Source organism: Glaciihabitans sp. GrIS 2.15, from assembly GCF_035984695.1.
Classification (GTDB): Bacteria; Actinomycetota; Actinomycetes; order Actinomycetales; family Microbacteriaceae; genus Lacisediminihabitans.
In genome coordinates, this window is sequence record NZ_JAXCHU010000002.1 from 99,822 (window position 1) to 115,574 (window position 15,753).

Here is a 15,753-nt window from a genome sequence, read left to right on the forward strand (position 1 = left end):
GCCATCCCCGCCGGCGCGCTGCCCGGCGCACAGGCGGGTAATCAACGCGAGCGCTCGATCTCCCGGACGATCCCGGGAAGCACGCGTTTCATATAGGGGCCCCAGAGGAACTTGATGATCGCGACGAGCGGCAGGCCGTAGCCCGGCTTCGAGTGGAAGGTGTACCGCCAGCGGATGAGGGTGCCGTTCGGCGCCTGGGTGAAGGTCCACTCTGCCCGTGCACTCTCCACCATGACGCCGAAGACCTTCTGGAAGTCGGTGAGGTTGTAGGCGAAGAATTCGAGGCGATCGACGTTGGTCGTTTGCTCGATCACGCTGCCACCATCGGAGAGCATGAGCTGCCTGGTCTGTCCGACACCGTCCCAGTCGCCAGTCTGATTGCGCACCTCCACAACAGCGGGGAGCAATCCGGCCCTCGGGTAGAGGCCCACCGGTGTGTGCATCGTTGCGATATCCCAGGTGCGATCGAGCGACGCGGTGGCAATCAGTTCCGTAATGGCGCTCACGCTGCGTCCGGGCATTCGATTCCTCATTTCCTGATCGTGACGGATGATTCGGAGCCGCGGCCGTTCGGGATTGCGCAGGTCCTGGGCTCCGCAGCGCGCGGCGCCTGTTATTTGCACCGCTGCTCCGCTACGGAATGAGCGCTATCTTGCCGCCCGGATGCCCGGCCTCGAGCAGCGTGAGGGCTTCGATCGCTTCAGCGAGCGGAAACGTCCGGGCAATCGGAACTACCAGCCCGCCGTCTCCCGCGAGCGCGATGAGCTCGGCGCGCACGGTGCGGCGATACGCCGCACTCGCGGGCAAGGCCCCCATGATCAGTCGGATGCCCGCCCCCTCCGCCCGCTGCATTGCGGCTATCGTGACAATCCTGCTGCGATCCGCGACCAGCGCGATCGAGACATTCACCGCTTCATCGGTTCCCACCGTGTCGAGACAGGCGGCGATGCCCTCGGGTGCAAGGTCGCTCACGCGCTGCTGGAGTCCGCTCCCGTAGACGACCGGCTGGGCGCCGAAGCGCTCGAGCACCGGGAAGCTGCTCTGGCTCGCTGTGCCGATGACGCGAACTCCCAAAAGTCTCGCTTGTTGGATGACACTCACCCCCACCGCTCCAGACGCACCGTGCACCAGCACGGTCTCTCCGGCGGTTACTCCGGTTACGTGCAGCATCTCGGAGGCGGTGGTGGCCGCGAGCAGCAGGTTCGCCGCCTCGGGGAACCCAAGCGAGGCCGGCTTCGCGAACACGTTTTTCGCGTCGACCGTCATCGCCGTCGAGTACCCGCCCTGCACGAGGAAGGCGATCACCTCATCACCGAGCACACCGCCACCCGACGCGATCGTCGTATCCGCACCGATCGCGCTGAGGACACCGGCAACCTCGTAACCGACGGGGATCGGCAGGAGTGCCCGATCCGATCCGCGCGCGATGTGCTTGAAATCGGCGGGATTCATGCCCGCGGCTCGCACCGAGATCGTCACTTCGCCCCTGCCCGGGGCAGGAACCTCCACGGGAACGAATTCAAAAACGTCGAGTCCACCGAAGTCGGTGGCGATCCAGTGCTGGTCCATGAGACTCCCTGCTTGCGACGTATATCGCTCACCGTACGCTCATCCCGGCACTGTGGCTTGATGGCAATGACGATGACGAGCCTGCCAAGGGTGAGCCCGGTCGGCACTGGCCTCCGGCGATTCCCTGCGGTCAGCCTCGGCGCTCCGCGGCGAATCGCCGTCGGCGCGTGGCCCGCAGATCCAACAGTCCAAAGCCAAGTGCCAGAAGTGAGAACACGGTGGCCGCAACGACTCCGGCGACGAACGCCATCGAGAAGTCCTGCGGATGCTGCGCTGGGGAGCCCGGCCCGGTCGAAGCTGCACTGCCAGCGACGAGCGCGAAGAACACAGCCCCGATTGACGCCTGCCCGATGGCGGCTCCGACGCGCTGGGAGGTCTGCAGCACGCCGCCGGCCGATCCGCCGATTCGCCTGTCGACATCCGCCAGCGACAGTGTTTGGTTTGGCGTGATCACAGCACCTCCACCGACCCCGATGAGGAAGAGCGGGAGGGCCAGACGCAGGATGATCGCGCTCGGGTCGGTGAGTGTGGGCGCTGCCCCGACAACAACCGCGATCCAGGCCGCGCCGATGATGAAAAGGGTGACCCCCACGACAACCAGCGGCCGGCCGATGCGAGGCACCAGTCGGCCGGCGATCGGCGCAGACACCGCAGAGCCCACGGCGAGGGAGGTCACGGCGAGGGCTGCCTGGAGTGGCTCGAACCCAATCCCTTGCTGCAAGTAGAGCGTGAGCACGAGAGGGAGCCCGGTGGAACCGCAGAAATAGAGCAGGATGAAGGTGACCCCGATCGTGAATGACGGCTGGCGGAAAAGCCGGAGGTCGAGCAGCGGGGACTCTTCGGCGGCGGTGAGTCTCGCCTCTCTCCGCAGGAACAGGGCAGCGAAGGCCGCACCGGGCAGGAGCAACAGGAAAATCCATCCCGAGCGGAGGGTGTTGAACTCCACGATCGGGAAGAGCACACAGAGGATGGCAATTCCGAGCAGGATCGCGCCGGGAACGTCCAGCTTCTGGCGCTGCGCTCCCGTGGGAGCTCGTGCCTCCCGCACCCAGGCCAGTGCCAGCACGATGGCGGTGATTCCGATCGGCAGATTGATGAAGAATACGAGCCGCCAGCCGAACTCCGGTCCACCGAGGGCAATGAGTAGCCCACCGACAACAGGACCGAGTGCCGTCGCTGCGGCGAGTGCGAGCCCGAGGCGCCCGAAGGCCCGCCCGCGTTCCTCGCGGGGAAAGGCGTTCTGGATGTAGCCAGAAACCTGAGGTCCGAGCACTCCCCCAAAAAGGCCCTGCACCACCCTGGCCACGATGATGAAAACCGGATCGGGCGAGAGTCCAACGGCCGCACTCGCTGTGACGAACCCGACGAGGCCGATGATGAAGATGCGACGCCGGCCACCGATGTCCCCGAGCCGACCGCCGATGATCGGCATCAGGCCGAAGGCAAGCACATAACCGGTGACGATCCACTGCAGTTCGGATGGGCTTGAACCGGTCGAGCGACCAATCGACGGAAGTGCCACGTTCGTGACGCTCACATCGAGTAGCGCGGCGAACTGGCCGAGAAGCAGCACTCCGAGAGCGCGCCAGCGACGAGGATCGGGCGTCATTGCGCGCGCACTCGCTCGTGCATCCGTCATTCCACGCCCTTCCTCACTCCCAGTAGATCAGAGGAAAGTGAGCCAACGGTCTGGCCTCGGCGCAAATCGGCCTCTAACATATGGGCTACGAGACTGGCCACTACCGAGCCGAGAGGCACCGAATGCCTGAACCAAGCGACACCCGTGTAGCCGTCTACATCGACTTCGATAACATCGTCGTCTCGCGGTACAACCAGCTTCACGGTGCCCGCAAATTCAGCATCGACGGTGCCCGCAATTTCGGGCCAGAGTCGGCGGGAGTTGTCGGCATTCGACTGCGCGATGCGACCGTCGACTTCGGCGCGGTGCTCGACTACGCCTCTTCGTTCGGGTCCATCGTGATCAGCCGCGCCTACGCAGACTGGTCGGCCAAGGCGAATGCGAGCTACCAGAAGCAGCTCATCGATCGTGCGGTGGACCTCACCCAACTCTTCCCGACCACGCAGGCCATGAAGAACGGCGCCGATATCCGGCTCGCGGTAGACGTGGTGGAAGACCTGTTTCGTCTGGACGACCTGACCCACGTCGTGATCGTCGCCGGGGATTCCGATTACATCGCGCTCGCCCAGCGCTGCAAGCGGCTCGGGCGCTATGTCGTGGGAATCGGGGTCGCCGGCGCCACCAGTCGATCGCTCGTCGCCGCCTGTGACGAGTTTCAGGACTACGACGACCTCCCCGGGCTCGCGAGCTCCGGAGTGGACGAGGAGGTGCCGGTGGCGACGGATCGAGCACCTGAGATCGCGAAAAGCGCATCTGATTCTCCTCCGAAAGCCGAGCGCCCGCCTGCCACCTCGGCTGAATCGAAGACCCAGCTGCCCGACGATGACGCGCCCATCAAGCTTTCTCCCAAAGCGGCCACGAACCTGATGATGCGGGCCCTTCGACTCGGCATTGCCAAGAGTGACAGCGAGTGGATGCCGAGCTCGGAGGTCAAAAACCAGATGCGCCGAATGGACCCGGCATTCAACGAGTCGGCCCTCGGATACAAGACCTTCACCGAGTTTGTCAAGTCGCGCAACGGCCAGATAGAGATGGATGACCACGGGCCCAACAATTCCCGCCGTATTCGCCTGAGGCCAGCGGCCTCGCCGGTCGGCTGACGCTGAGTCGGCGGATCCGGCGCGAGAATGGTGCCATGACGTTTCTTCCCCGCAGTACGCCCGAGGCCGAGGGCATCACGTCCTCCGCCATCCTCGACTTCCTGCGCGAGGCGGATGCCCAGCTCGACAGCCTGCACAGCATGATGATCGTGCGGCACGGTCGGGTGATCGCCGAGGGCTGGTGGAAGCCGTACGCGGCGGAGCATCCCCATCTGATGTTCTCGGTGAGTAAGAGCTTCACCTCGATGGCTGTCGGACTGGCGATCACCGAGGGACGTCTCACACTCGACGACCGCATCGTCGACCTGCTGCCCGACGACCTCCCCACCGAGATCACCCCGAATCTCGCCAGTCTGGCCGTGCGCCACCTGCTCACCATGACCACCGGGCACGCCACCGACACGGTGTCTCTTGCCGACGAGTCGCACGGGGAGAACTGGGCTCGGGCCATCCTCGCCCAGCCACTCGTGTTCACGCCGGGCACCCACTACGTCTACAACAGTGGCACGAGCTACCTGCTGTCTGCGATCGTCCAGCGGCTCACCGGCGAGCGGCTGCTCGACTACCTCACCCCGCGGCTCTTCGAGCCCCTCAGAATGACGAGCGCCTCCTGGCAAAGCTGTCCGCGCGGCATCGATGCCGGTGGCTGGGGGCTCAGCATCACCACCGAAGATCTCGCGACCTTCGGCCAACTCCTGCTGCAGCGCGGCGAGTGGAATGGCCGACAACTGGTTCCCGCGGGGTGGATAGACGAGGCGACTGCGGCACAGGTCGACACCTCGGGCACCGATCACGATCTCGATGGCCGGCAGGGCTACGGCTTCCAGTTCTGGCGAAATCGACTTTCCGGCTACCGCGCCGATGGGGCGTTCGGGCAATTCTGCATCGTGCTGCCGGAGCAGGATGCCGTTGTCGTGCTCACCTCTGCTCTTCCGGTCGCGCAGCTCGCACTCGACCTCGTGTGGGAGCACCTGCTTCCCGCGTTCGGGGACGCGCCGTTGCCACCGGCCGAGGTCCCGCTGGCCAGCTCCCTTGGGGACGCACTGGCGGCTCTCACTCTGCCGACAATCGCGGGGGCGGCCATCTCACCGACGGCAGACCGGGTTGCCGGCATCCGCTTTTCGTTCGATGACCCGAAATTCAGTTCGGTGACTCTGGAAACGGGGGCGCTCACGATTACCCGACAGGGCAGTGAGGGCAGAGGCACGCCGCTCGCCTTCGGGCACGGAGAGTGGGTGGAATCCGCCGATGCCCGCGTGTGGGCGAGCGGAGCCTGGGTCTCCCCGAACAGCCTGGTGATCCGGGCACACAATATCGGCACGCCATTCTCTCGCACCTACACGCTCGCCTTTACGACCGACGCTGTGACCCTCGACATCATCCAGAACGTGGCCTTCGGCGACCTGCCGCACACTCACGCCATATCGGTGAGCCGGGGCTGAGCGGCACCTGATCGAATCCTTTACGACAGGGTGAGCCTCGGCACGCCGGGTGGCTCGAAGCCCAGCACCTGGCCGTAAAACGAGAACTCGCTCTCGATGGCGTCGATGATCGTTTCCGCACGACGGAATCCGTGCGACTCGCCCTTGTAGGCCCGGTAGACATGGGGTAGCCGCTTCGCCGCGAGCGCATCGCGAAACAGCTCGGCCTGGGTGGGCGGTACGATTTCGTCGTCGAGACCCTGAAGCAGCAGAACGGGGGTTGTCAGGCTGGTGACGTGGGTGAGCGGTGACCTCTCCTGATACACCGCGGATGCCTCAGGCAGCGGCGACTCGCCCTCGGGTGCCGTGAACTCGCCGTTTCGGGGCGGGTAGACGAAAGTGTGGACGTCACGTGCCTCGTGGAAGGTGCGCGCTTCGGCGAGCGGCACATACGCGAGATCAGGCATGGCGTCGACATCGAGGCGCACATCGGTGAGTGACCCATCGGAGAGGTCAAGCATGCGAAGCCCCCCGGCCAGTGACGAACTGCCACCGGTGAGCAGTACCCGGCTTCCGCTCTGCGGGCCGAGCCGGATGCTGGTCAGTGGCAGGTCGATGGTCTCGGAAGTTCCGACGGCCAGATCGAGAATTACCAGGCTGTCGTCTCCGACGGTACGCACCGCGAGGATACGCGCCTCATCGAGTGCCCCGTAGGTGCGCGCGCCGAGTTGCCAGAGCGGACCGCCGAACTCGGCATCCTCGGGGTGAAGCACCGCACCTTCGCCCTGCAGGGTGACGGAATAAAGGTTCCACCAGCCGCTGCGATCGTTGATCATCGTGAGGGTGGCGTCATCGACCCACTCCGGCTGCAGCACGCTCTCCGAGACTGATCCCGCGAGGGTTGTCACCGCTCCGCTCTCCAGGTCGGTCACCCGCAGTTCGGTGCCGTCCCACGGCATCTGGGGATACTCCCACCCGATCCAGGCGAGACGGGCCCCGTCGGGCCTGAAGCGAGAAAATGCGATCCAGAGGCAAGCGAGCGGATGCCGGCCTCGTCATCCGCATCGGTGCCATCGAGCTGCACCGCCACGATGTCGCGCGTGACCGCGCCCTCCGTGTGAGCCTCACGCACCGCAATGACTTGAGACCCACGGATGCTGATGTCGCCGAATCGAAAGCCACGGCTGGCCGGCGTGAGTGACACGGGTGTCGAGCCGCCGTCATCCGGCCGATAGAGCCGCTGGTCGCTGAACTCTACGAAGACGAGCGCGCGGTCGGCCGTGATCGACCACTTCTCACGGTCGGTGGTGCTGCCGGTGAAAGTACGATCACAGGGTGACTTCCTCATCCCCCGCCCTCGAAGCTTTGATCCTGATCACTCGAGTCAATGCCGAGGCAACGTCGGCGCTCGACAAGGCCCTGTCACGCGTCGGATTGTGGCTCAATGACCTGTCTCTACTCGGGCTGCTCCGGGATGCTGGCGCGGAGGGACTGTCGCGCGCCGACCTGGCCACAGCGCTCTCCCAATCGCAGTCGCAGACCCTCCGTCGCGTCAAACCGATGGAGAAGCTCGACTGGATCGCGCGCACCGAAGCCGGTAACTTCCGACTGAGCTCCCACGGCAGAGCTCTGGCGCTCGAGGCATCCGGACTCGCCGCGAATCGTTCGGAGGCCTGGCTCGACGGAGTCCTCGATGCTGACGAGATCTCGCAGCTCACTGTACTGCTGCGCAAAATCGGCTGAGGTTCAGCACTCTGGCATTCCCGGTCACCGGGTGGGGATCGGCGCCACGGGTGCCGCTCTTTCGGGACCGCGCCAGTACCAGCGGCGCAGCAGCATCCGCTCTCCGAGAGTCCAGGTTGCGGATGCTGCCAGGTACAGGGCCGCGGCCAGCGGCACGAACCCGGCGAACACGATCGTCGCGAATGGCAGCCAACTGAGTGCTCGGGCGAGTGTGGCCGCGGAGGCCGGGGCTTGCGTATCGACAAGCTGGAGGCGGAGCGCAATTCGCCGTGAGATCCAGGCGACAGCAGCCAACTCGCAGAACAACGCCAGATAAACAAGGATGCCCACGCCCCCGCCGGCAAGAAGGTGCAGGAATGACCCGCCGAGCGGGGCGGCGAAAAGCTGCTGTGCGAGCAACGCATTCGCGTGCCCGTCGATGGTGTTTCTTACGAACAGGGTGTAGACCACAGACAGCACCGGAGCTTGGGCAAGCGCCGGAAGGATGCCGGCGAACTGGGACGTATTCTCGGCCCGGTACAGCTCGGCCATCTTCTGCTGAAGCGTGACCGGGTCCTTTCTGTGCCTACGCTGCAGCGCGAGTATTTGCGGATGGAGCCGACGACGGGTGCACTCGGCCCGCACCTGGGACACCCCGACCGGTATGAGAAGTGTCCGCACCAGGGCGGTGATTACGAGGATGGCCAGTGCCGCGCTCGAGACACCGGCGATCGGCTGGAGCAGGGCGGCGAGGCCCTCGACGAAGCGATACGCGGCCTCGAGAACAGCCGCCAAGGGAGGAAATGAAAATGGATCCACGAAGAAGTCCTTGCAGTCGAAAGGGATGGGGTGACCGTGTGGTCACGCGACATCCGCTCGAGGGCAGGACCGCTACGTGACCGTGATCGACTGCGCGGGGGCGCGGGGGCGCGGGCGGCCAGCCGTGCGCGGATGCTGCGGCGCAGGGATACGGCCCAGCGCCTGCCGGTGTGCACGGGCGCGAGCACCGATGGTCAACTCGCGATGTCGGATAGCGAGCACCGCGAAACGCACTGCCACGATGGCGGCAATCGCGGCGGCGGCGATACTGACGAACACGATCGAGAATGGATCGGCCTGCACACCGGAGTAGGCCAGGACAGCCGCGGCCGCGGAAGCCAAGAACCAGGAGTGCAGCAAGCGCATGCTCACAGGGTAGTCGTCGTTGACGACGAAGTGGCCCACCACGATTGCGGCAGGCCACTGGTCGGGTGCACTAGTCGGCGAGGATCAGGTAGAGGGCTCGACGCGCTTCGTCGATCTTCGCGATCGCGGCAACGCGCTGGGCATCGGTCGCCGAGTGACGGAACTGTTGGGCGACGCCCATCAGTTTTCCGACGCTCTCGAAGAATGCGCCGCCAGCTTCGGAGCGACCAGGGGTTGCCTCCCAGGCCTTCGCGAAGTCATCCGCGTGCTCTGCGACATAGGTACGGCCGGTATCCGTGAGATCGAATTCAGTCTTACGACCGTCTCCGTTCGAGAGGATGAGCTCTTCGTCGACGAGCTGCTGCAGCGTGGGATACACCGATCCGGGGCTCGGGCGCCAGGCTCCGCCGGTCTTCTCGGCGATAGCCTTGATCAGGCCGTAGCCGTTCGACGGCGCTTCGGAAAGCAGGGACAGGATCGCGGAACGGATGTCGCCCTTGCCTGCCCGGCGCGGTCCGCGTGGGCCGAAGCCCGGACCGCCGGGGAAACCCCCGAATCCGGCGCCTCCCGGGAATGCGCCACGCTCGAAACCGCCGGGGAAGCCAGCGCCCGGAAAGCCGTGACCGTGACCTCCCGGCACATGGTGGAATCGGTGAGGATGGTGATCGGAAACGTGAGGGGGGTGTGAATGATTACGGTTCATAATCGCAGTGCCTTTCGTTGTGCTCGTGTCAGTCGAACGCGGTGCGTCGAAATTTATAGTGAGCCATCGCAGAACTTCTGCGATGTGTTTACGATATATCTTTATGAACGAAAGTACAAGCGTTAAAGCACAGGCTTAGTGGTGAGACTCCTCGGCGTTTCTTTCCGTCGCCCACCCGACACTCTCGGATATCAACCCGACCACGAACTCCCATTCGAACTCGTCGCGGGGGCCGTAAACCATGATCTCGCTGCCGTGGTCGGCATACTGGTGCGGCTCGGCCCAGCCTCGATCGCAGAGTTCGGCGGCGCGCTCCGGCGGGATGCAGAGGTGGATGCTCGTGTCATCCATCCCGTGCAGGTGCACAGGCTCCACCGCATTCCCCGGCGGCGCGAGCTAAGTTCCGGGCGCGAGGAGTTCCGGGCGCGAGGCAAGCAGCACCGCGCGCGAACTCGCAGGAGAGACCGCGCTGTGCCCCTCGACAACCCCGGGTAGCGCGAAGGAACTCGCAACAAGTCGCCCCCACAGCGCGGGCGTCGCTCGCTGAGAGAGCTGACGATGCGGCCCATCGGTGGATGTCACGGGACGCGGCCCGCAGCGAAACCCGGTCTCGTGGGCACCAAGGGAGGTCCATTCCACGAGCAGAAGGTACGTATCGGGATGTTCGACACCGCGTGTGAGCGATAGCCCGAGAAATCCTGCGGACGCTTCGATCAGCGGCCGCGCCTCCGCGAAAGCCACTTCGAACTCGGCGCTGCGGCCCGCGCTAACGGGAAGGACGACGTGTTCCAGAATCATCCCCGAAGTCCAGGGAGAAAGGCAGCCTGCGTGACTGCTATACGCCTGAGGCGGTGGTGAACAGCCCGAGAACTGGAGGACCGCTAAGGATGCTGCCCAGATTGGACGTGCCGTCGCCGGCTCGCCAGGCGCGATAGGCGGCATCGGCCTCAAGCGACTCCCACCGCTCGAGCAGCACGATCCGCAACGGGTTCTCGGTATCGACGAGCACTTCGACCCCCTGGTTACCGGGGAACGCACGCGTCGCTTCGAGCACCTCGTGGATCACCGCCGTGGCAACCTCCGCCGATTCGGGCCTGATGGCGAGTTCAAGCGTTGCGGTAACAGTCATACTGGGGCTCCATTCTCGGGGTGAAGAGTGCTCCCACCACTGTAAGTGACGCAATCGGCGAGCACGAGCGCGCGTCTTCGACCGCAGAAACGAACGCCAGAAACGAACACCACAGGAGATACCCACTCCCCCCGCGAACAGTTCCCGCCCGATGAAGCCCCCGCAATCGACTTGGTAGTTGTTGCGACTTGGGTGGCCCCCGAAGTCGCAACAACTACCAAGTCGATTTGCGGATGCCCGAGCACGAGCAGGAGCGGATGCACGAGTACGAGTACGAGCACGAGCACGAGCTCGAGCTCTACTGCTGTGCGCGCTCCAGCACCAGTTCGCGCACGCGCGCGGCATCCGCTGTGCCCTTCATGGCCTTCATGACTGCACCGATCACCGCTCCGGCCGCCTGCACCTTACCCTCGCGGATCTTCTCGAGCACGTCAGGCTGCGCCGCGAGAGCCTCATCGATCGCGGCGATCAAGGCACCGTCATCCGACACCACGACGAGCCCACGGGACTTCATGACCGCGGACGGAGTTCCCTCCCCGGCGATCACCCCCTCGAGTACCTGGCGTGCGAGGCGGTCGGTGAGTTCCCCATTCTCGATCAGCACAATCAGCTCCGAGACATCGAGCGCAGAAATCAGCGTCGACGGGTCGACCGACGAGACATTGGCGAGGCGGGCGATCTCTCCGGTCCACCACTTGCGGGCCTGGGCCGGAGAAGCTCCGGCCGCGGTCGTCTCCTCGATCTCCACCAGCAGGCCCGAGTTCACGACATCCTGAAACTCGAGGTCGGTGAATCCCCATGCATCCTTGAGGCGTCGTCGCCGGATGGCGGGCGCCTCTGGCAGCGCGGCCCGCAGCTCCTCGATCAGTTCGAGCGACGGCTCCACCGGCAGAAGGTCGGGCTCCGGAAAGTAGCGATAGTCATCCGCGTCGCTCTTGGGGCGACCCGCGGAGGTCTCGCCGGTGTCCTCATGCCAGTGTCGCGTTTCCTGGGTGATCGTGCCGCCGTCGGCGAGGATGGCCGCCTGGCGCTGGATCTCATAACGGATTGCGCGCTCGACACTGCGCAGGCTGTTGACATTTTTCGTCTCGGTGCGGGTACCGAGCTTTCCGGACCCCCGCGGGGAGAGCGAGATGTTGGCATCACAGCGGAGGTTGCCGCGTTCCATCTTCGCGTCGCTGATTCCCAGCGAGCGCACAATATCGCGGATGGTCGAGACGTAGGCTTTCGCCAGCTCCGGGGCATCGCGTTCCGCACCGTAAATGATGTTCGTGACGATCTCCACGAGGGGAACCCCGGCACGGTTGTAATCCACGAGCGAATATTCGGCGCCCTGGATGCGACCGGTCGCGCCTCCGACATGCGTGAGCTTGCCGGCATCCTCTTCCATGTGAGCGCGCTCGATCGGAATCTGGAACAGTCGGCCGTCTTCGAGCTCGACCTCGACGCTGCCGTCGAAGGCGATCGGTTCGTCGAACTGGCTGATCTGGTAGTTCTTGGCAAGGTCGGGATAGAAGTAGTTCTTGCGCGCGAACCGGCTGGACGGGCGGATGCTGCAGCCGAGCGCCAGCCCCAGGCTGATCGAGTACTTCACGGCCTGCTCGTTCACCACCGGGAGGCTGCCCGGAAGACCGAGATCTACCGGCGTCACGTTGGTGTTCGGCTCCCCGCCGAAGAAGTTCGGCGCGTCAGAGAACATCTTGGTCTTCGTGTTCAGTTCGACGTGCACCTCGAAACCGAGCACCGGCTCGAAGAGTTCTATCGCTCGGTCATAGTCCATCAATTCAGCTTTAGCCACCTGACGATTCTACGGGCGCGTGACGGTGGGTTCGGCGGGGAGCGGGGCGGTGTGCACCGGAGCGGACTCGGGGATCGCCCCCGGCTCCAGCATGGTCGCAGCACCCCTCTTCTCGGCGCGCACGAACCCGATGCCGACGAGGATGAGAACTCCTCCGATCAGCTGGAGTGCGCTGAGGCTCTCCCCCAGGAGGATCCAGGCGTAGAGAGCGGCCGCCACCACCTCGAGGAGACCGGCGAAGGAGGCGAGGCGAGAGCCGAGCATCTCCGTCGCGGTGATACTCGTCGCGTAGGCGACCGCGGTGGCGAGCACTCCAACCACCAGCAGCGGAAACCACCAGGCCACCGTCGTGCCCAGCAGGTGCACGGCGCCGAAGGTTGCGGTGAACGGAACGATTCCGCTGAGGCCGGCGATTCCGAGCACGAGCCCGCCAAGTACCAGGCCGCACGCCGCGAGGGCGACCGGCGGTAGCCCGTCGCTCGGGCGCGCAGCGACGACGTAATAGATCGCGCATCCCACCGTCGCGAGGGCCGCGAAGCCGAGGCCGAGGAGGTCGAAACTGCCGCTTCGACCGGGCGAAACCACGAGAGTGAGGCCAACCACGGCCACGACGGAGCCTATAAGCACGACGACGGAGGGCATCCGCCGACTGGTGGCCCAGACAAAGCCGACCAGCAGAAGGGGGGCCATGTATTCGATGAGTATGGCCGTGTTCACGGGGATGCGCTCCAGCGCGGCGAAGTACACGAGTTGGGTGGCGGCGACGCCGATGAGTCCCATCGCCACAATGCGCCAGCGGGCACGCCAGAGCGCGCTCCACTTTTTACGAAGGGAGACCAGGGCGATTGGCAGAAGCACGACACCGCCAAGGAGCGCCCGGGCGGTGACTGCGGCGGCTGGGCTCCAGCCCGCCTCGAGAAGGGGCTTGATGAAAGCCCCAGACATGCCGAAAGTCGCCGCCGCGATCACGGCGATGACCAGGCCGAGGGAGGGGGACGATCGCTTCATTCTGCTGACGGTAGTCTGGTCGAAAGTAAGGAGTCAAATTGTATTTTGCCCCTGACACAGAAGAGACGCTGGAATTCACCGTTGCGCTCGCCAACACTGATCCCCGCGCCTCGCGCAGCGGGGCCGACGAACTCACGACCGTCGATGATCTCGATGCGATCCTCACCCGCTTCCGCTACTCCGGTCGCATCGATCACGACGAGCCGGAACGGGCCGAGGTTGCCCTCACCCGGCAGAAACTCCGGTCGATCTGGACTCTCGGCCGAGACGATGCGGTCACCGAGGTGAATGCAATGCTGAACGAGGCCGATGCCCTGCCCCAGCTCACTCGGCATAACGGATCCGGCTGGCACTGGCACGCGACCGCCGCCGATGCGCCGCTCGCCGAGCGTATTCGGGTGGAGGTGGCGCTCGCGTTGGCCGACGTCATCCGCATGAACGCCACTGACCGCCTTCGCACCTGCGAAGCACCGGACTGTGCTGGCGTGCTCATCGACTTCTCGCGCAATGGCTCGAAGCGCTACTGCAGCGTGCGCTGCGGCAACCGGATGAACATGGTCGCGTTCCGTGAGCGCGCGGCCGTTGTCTGATCCGGCCGAGTTGGTCTGCACCCATCCCGACTAGCGCGTCGCGAGCTCCGGCGCCCGGCTGATCAGGGTGTGGCCCCAGCTGTCTTCGAGCAGGGCTTCGATGACGGCCCCGTGCTCGTAGAGCCGGGCATCCGCTCGAGCCGGCGCCATGAGCTGAAGGCCGGTGGGTAGACCGTCTTCGGGGGCGAGTCCCATCGGCAGGCCCATGCCGGGGATTCCCGCAAGGTTGGCCGGGATCGTCGTCACATCGTTGAGATACATCGCGAGCGGGTCGTCGATCTTCTCACCGATCTTGAAGGCGGTGGTGGGCGCAGCCGGACTCACGAGGATATCGACCCGGTCGAAGGCGGCCGCGAAGTCACGCTGAATGAGCGTGCGCACCTTCTGCGCGCTGCCATAGTATGCGTCGTAGTACCCCGCGCTGAGCGCATAGGTACCGAGGATGATGCGGCGCTTGACCTCCGCACCGAAGCCCGCCTCTCGGGTGGCCGACATTACGTCTTCGACGGTGCCGCCACCGATCGGATTGACACGCAGCCCGAATCGCACGGAGTCGAACTTCGCGAGGTTGCTCGACGCCTCGGCGGGCAGGATCAGGTAGTACGCGGCGATCGCATACTCGAAGTTGGGCGCGGACACCTCGATGATCTCGGCGCCATTGTCGGCGAGCAGCTCGAGCGTCTCGTGAAAGCGCTGATGCACCCCTGGCTGAAAGCCGGGGGCGTCGAGCTCTTTCACGACCCCGATCTTCACGCCGGTGAGGTTACGCTTCAGCTGGCCCGCGCGGGCGGCAGCCGCGAAACTCGGCCATTCGTCGCGAAGAGAGGTCGAGTCGCGGGGGTCGTGGCCGCCGATCACATCGTGCAGCAGTGCCGCGTCGAGAACGGTGCGGGCGACGGGACCGACCTGGTCGAGCGAGGAGGCGAGGGCGATCGCGCCGTAGCGGGACACCCCGCCGTAGGTCGGCTTGACACCCACCGAACCGGTGACGGCAGCGGGCTGGCGGATGGATCCACCGGTGTCGGAGCCCAGTGCGAGAGGCGCTTCAAAAGCGGCGACCGCCGCAGCCGAACCACCGCCGGAGCCACCGGGGATGCGGTCGAGGTCCCACGGGTTATGGGTTGGCCCGAAGGCGGAGTGCTCGGTGGACGACCCCATAGCGAATTCATCCATGTTGGTCTTACCGAGCGGCACCAGGTTGGCGAGGCGCAGTCGGCTCACGACCGTCGCGTCGTAGGGTGGTATCCAGCCCTCGAGGATGCGCGATCCCGCGGTCGAGGGCATATCCAGCGTGCAGAGCACATCCTTGATGGCAATGGGCACGCCGGCGAGCGGACCGAGCTGATCGCCGCTTCGCCGGAGCACATCGATGCCCTCCGCAGTGTCGATCGCGTCCTTCGAGATATGGAGGAAGGCGTGCACGTCACCGTCGACCGCGGCGATGCGGTCGAGGTGTGCGCGAGTGACCTCGACGCTCGAGATCTCGCGGGCCGTGAGTAGTTCACCAAGAGACGCGGCAGAAAGTCGGGTGAGGTCGGCAGTGCCGTCGACCCGGGCCATTACTGCTCCTCCCCCAGGATCGCAGAGACCTTGAAGCGGCTTCCGTCGTGCTCGGGAGCGCCGCTGAGGGCCTCCTCCTGCGAGAGGGTCGCCCCAATCACGTCGGGCCGGAATACGTTGGTCAGCGGGATCGGGTGACTCGTGGCCGGAACATCCGCTGTCGCGACCTCGGACACCTTGGCGATGGAGTCGATAATCACGCCGAGTTCCCCGGTGAGCTTCTCGATCTCCTCCGGGGTGAGCGCGATGCGCGCAAGGTTCGCGAGGTGCGCGACCTGATCGGTAGTGATGCGGCTGTCAGGCTCTGCAGGATTTTCAGACATAGAACT

Annotated in this window: 19 protein-coding genes; 4 read left to right on the forward strand and 15 right to left on the reverse strand. The window is 65.2% G+C overall.

Annotated features, from left to right (window positions below):
• Positions 1-41: 41 nt before the first annotated feature.
• The 3 genes from RCH11_RS02855 to RCH11_RS02865 form a co-directional block, all read right to left on the reverse strand.
• The gene (locus RCH11_RS02855; protein ID WP_327055485.1) at positions 42-521 is read right to left on the reverse strand and encodes an SRPBCC family protein; all 480 of its coding nucleotides are present in this window, start codon (positions 519-521) and stop codon (positions 42-44) included.
• A gap of 112 nt (positions 522-633) precedes the next feature.
• A complete protein-coding gene (locus tag RCH11_RS02860) occupies positions 634-1,569 on the reverse strand; it encodes a quinone oxidoreductase family protein (protein ID WP_327055486.1) in 936 nt (311 codons plus the stop codon).
• A 130-nt stretch (positions 1,570-1,699) separates the two neighbouring features.
• Positions 1,700-3,208 (reverse strand): MFS transporter, encoded by a 1,509-nt coding sequence (locus RCH11_RS02865; protein WP_327055487.1) that lies wholly within the window; start codon positions 3,206-3,208, stop codon positions 1,700-1,702.
• Between the two features lie 122 nt (positions 3,209-3,330).
• On the opposite strand from RCH11_RS02865, the gene RCH11_RS02870 reads away from it, so the two are divergent.
• Positions 3,331-4,308, forward strand: a complete 978-nt coding sequence (locus tag RCH11_RS02870) for an NYN domain-containing protein (protein WP_327055488.1) — start codon at positions 3,331-3,333, stop codon at positions 4,306-4,308.
• A gap of 35 nt (positions 4,309-4,343) precedes the next feature.
• Positions 4,344-5,750 (forward strand): serine hydrolase domain-containing protein, encoded by a 1,407-nt coding sequence (locus tag RCH11_RS02875; protein ID WP_327055489.1) that lies wholly within the window; start codon positions 4,344-4,346, stop codon positions 5,748-5,750.
• Between the two features lie 20 nt (positions 5,751-5,770).
• Here the strand turns inward: RCH11_RS02875 and RCH11_RS02880 are convergent, their stop codons facing one another.
• On the reverse strand, positions 5,771-6,688 hold the full coding sequence (locus tag RCH11_RS02880) for a prolyl oligopeptidase family serine peptidase (RefSeq protein ID WP_327055490.1): 918 nt from the start codon (positions 6,686-6,688) through the stop codon (positions 5,771-5,773).
• On the reverse strand, positions 6,658-7,077 hold the full coding sequence (locus RCH11_RS02885) for a hypothetical protein (RefSeq protein WP_327055491.1): 420 nt from the start codon (positions 7,075-7,077) through the stop codon (positions 6,658-6,660). Before RCH11_RS02885 ends, RCH11_RS02880 begins: the two co-directional genes overlap by 31 nt.
• Here RCH11_RS02885 and RCH11_RS02890 point away from each other — a divergent pair.
• Entirely contained in the window at positions 7,065-7,472 is a 408-nt protein-coding gene (locus RCH11_RS02890; protein WP_327055492.1) for a hypothetical protein, read from the forward strand. The two genes, RCH11_RS02885 and RCH11_RS02890, sit on opposite strands and share 13 nt — an antisense overlap.
• 24 nt (positions 7,473-7,496) lie before the next feature.
• On the opposite strand, the gene RCH11_RS02895 is transcribed toward RCH11_RS02890, so the two are convergent.
• From RCH11_RS02895 to RCH11_RS02930, 8 genes are all read right to left on the reverse strand, one after another.
• Positions 7,497-8,270 (reverse strand): YidC/Oxa1 family membrane protein insertase, encoded by a 774-nt coding sequence (locus RCH11_RS02895; protein ID WP_327055493.1) that lies wholly within the window; start codon positions 8,268-8,270, stop codon positions 7,497-7,499.
• A 72-nt stretch (positions 8,271-8,342) separates the two neighbouring features.
• The gene (locus RCH11_RS02900; protein WP_327055494.1) at positions 8,343-8,636 is read right to left on the reverse strand and encodes a hypothetical protein; all 294 of its coding nucleotides are present in this window, start codon (positions 8,634-8,636) and stop codon (positions 8,343-8,345) included.
• Between the two features lie 70 nt (positions 8,637-8,706).
• Positions 8,707-9,339 (reverse strand): PadR family transcriptional regulator, encoded by a 633-nt coding sequence (locus RCH11_RS02905; protein ID WP_442788990.1) that lies wholly within the window; start codon positions 9,337-9,339, stop codon positions 8,707-8,709.
• Between the two features lie 135 nt (positions 9,340-9,474).
• Positions 9,475-9,714 carry a luciferase domain-containing protein gene (locus tag RCH11_RS02910; RefSeq protein WP_442788991.1) on the reverse strand — a complete coding sequence of 80 codons (240 nt, stop codon included), beginning with the start codon at positions 9,712-9,714 and terminating at the stop codon, positions 9,475-9,477.
• A gap of 21 nt (positions 9,715-9,735) precedes the next feature.
• Positions 9,736-10,137: an antibiotic biosynthesis monooxygenase family protein gene (locus tag RCH11_RS02915; RefSeq protein WP_327055497.1), complete on the reverse strand. Its 402-nt coding sequence runs from the start codon at positions 10,135-10,137 to the stop codon at positions 9,736-9,738.
• A gap of 37 nt (positions 10,138-10,174) precedes the next feature.
• Positions 10,175-10,468 (reverse strand): putative quinol monooxygenase, encoded by a 294-nt coding sequence (locus RCH11_RS02920; RefSeq protein WP_327055498.1) that lies wholly within the window; start codon positions 10,466-10,468, stop codon positions 10,175-10,177.
• 298 nt (positions 10,469-10,766) lie between these two features.
• Positions 10,767-12,266, reverse strand: a complete 1,500-nt coding sequence (gene gatB, locus RCH11_RS02925; RefSeq protein WP_327055499.1) for an Asp-tRNA(Asn)/Glu-tRNA(Gln) amidotransferase subunit GatB — start codon at positions 12,264-12,266, stop codon at positions 10,767-10,769.
• A 9-nt stretch (positions 12,267-12,275) separates the two neighbouring features.
• The gene (locus RCH11_RS02930) at positions 12,276-13,274 is read right to left on the reverse strand and encodes an EamA family transporter (protein WP_327055500.1); all 999 of its coding nucleotides are present in this window, start codon (positions 13,272-13,274) and stop codon (positions 12,276-12,278) included.
• A 38-nt stretch (positions 13,275-13,312) separates the two neighbouring features.
• Between RCH11_RS02930 and RCH11_RS02935 the strand changes: the two genes are divergently transcribed.
• On the forward strand, positions 13,313-13,864 hold the full coding sequence (locus RCH11_RS02935; RefSeq protein ID WP_327055501.1) for a CGNR zinc finger domain-containing protein: 552 nt from the start codon (positions 13,313-13,315) through the stop codon (positions 13,862-13,864).
• Positions 13,865-13,894: 30 nt separating this feature from the next.
• Here RCH11_RS02935 and gatA read toward each other — a convergent pair whose 3' ends face one another.
• Positions 13,895-15,424 carry an Asp-tRNA(Asn)/Glu-tRNA(Gln) amidotransferase subunit GatA gene (gene gatA, locus RCH11_RS02940; protein WP_327055502.1) on the reverse strand — a complete coding sequence of 510 codons (1,530 nt, stop codon included), beginning with the start codon at positions 15,422-15,424 and terminating at the stop codon, positions 13,895-13,897.
• A complete protein-coding gene (gene gatC / locus RCH11_RS02945; RefSeq protein ID WP_327055503.1) occupies positions 15,424-15,747 on the reverse strand; it encodes an Asp-tRNA(Asn)/Glu-tRNA(Gln) amidotransferase subunit GatC in 324 nt (107 codons plus the stop codon). Before gatC ends, gatA begins: the two co-directional genes overlap by 1 nt.
• Positions 15,748-15,753: the final 6 nt, after the last annotated feature.

Coding starts and splice junctions, on each gene's coding strand:
- RCH11_RS02855 (WP_327055485.1), bottom strand. CDS start 521: ATGCCCGGACGCAGCGTGAGCGCCATTACGGAACTGATTGCCACCGCG.
- RCH11_RS02880 (WP_327055490.1), bottom strand. CDS start 6,688: ATGCCGTGGGACGGCACCGAACTGCGGGTGACCGACCTGGAGAGCGGA.
- RCH11_RS02920 (WP_327055498.1), bottom strand. CDS start 10,468: ATGACTGTTACCGCAACGCTTGAACTCGCCATCAGGCCCGAATCGGCG.
- RCH11_RS02900 (WP_327055494.1), bottom strand. CDS start 8,636: ATGCGCTTGCTGCACTCCTGGTTCTTGGCTTCCGCGGCCGCGGCTGTC.
- gatC (WP_327055503.1), bottom strand. CDS start 15,747: ATGTCTGAAAATCCTGCAGAGCCTGACAGCCGCATCACTACCGATCAG.
- RCH11_RS02915 (WP_327055497.1), bottom strand. CDS start 10,137: ATGATTCTGGAACACGTCGTCCTTCCCGTTAGCGCGGGCCGCAGCGCC.
- gatA (WP_327055502.1), bottom strand. CDS start 15,424: ATGGCCCGGGTCGACGGCACTGCCGACCTCACCCGACTTTCTGCCGCG.
- RCH11_RS02885 (WP_327055491.1), bottom strand. CDS start 7,077: ATGAGGAAGTCACCCTGTGATCGTACTTTCACCGGCAGCACCACCGAC.
- RCH11_RS02930 (WP_327055500.1), bottom strand. CDS start 13,274: ATGAAGCGATCGTCCCCCTCCCTCGGCCTGGTCATCGCCGTGATCGCG.
- RCH11_RS02870 (WP_327055488.1), top strand. CDS start 3,331: ATGCCTGAACCAAGCGACACCCGTGTAGCCGTCTACATCGACTTCGAT.
- RCH11_RS02875 (WP_327055489.1), top strand. CDS start 4,344: ATGACGTTTCTTCCCCGCAGTACGCCCGAGGCCGAGGGCATCACGTCC.
- RCH11_RS02860 (WP_327055486.1), bottom strand. CDS start 1,569: ATGGACCAGCACTGGATCGCCACCGACTTCGGTGGACTCGACGTTTTT.
- RCH11_RS02865 (WP_327055487.1), bottom strand. CDS start 3,208: ATGACGGATGCACGAGCGAGTGCGCGCGCAATGACGCCCGATCCTCGT.
- RCH11_RS02905 (WP_442788990.1), bottom strand. CDS start 9,339: ATGAACCGTAATCATTCACACCCCCCTCACGTTTCCGATCACCATCCT.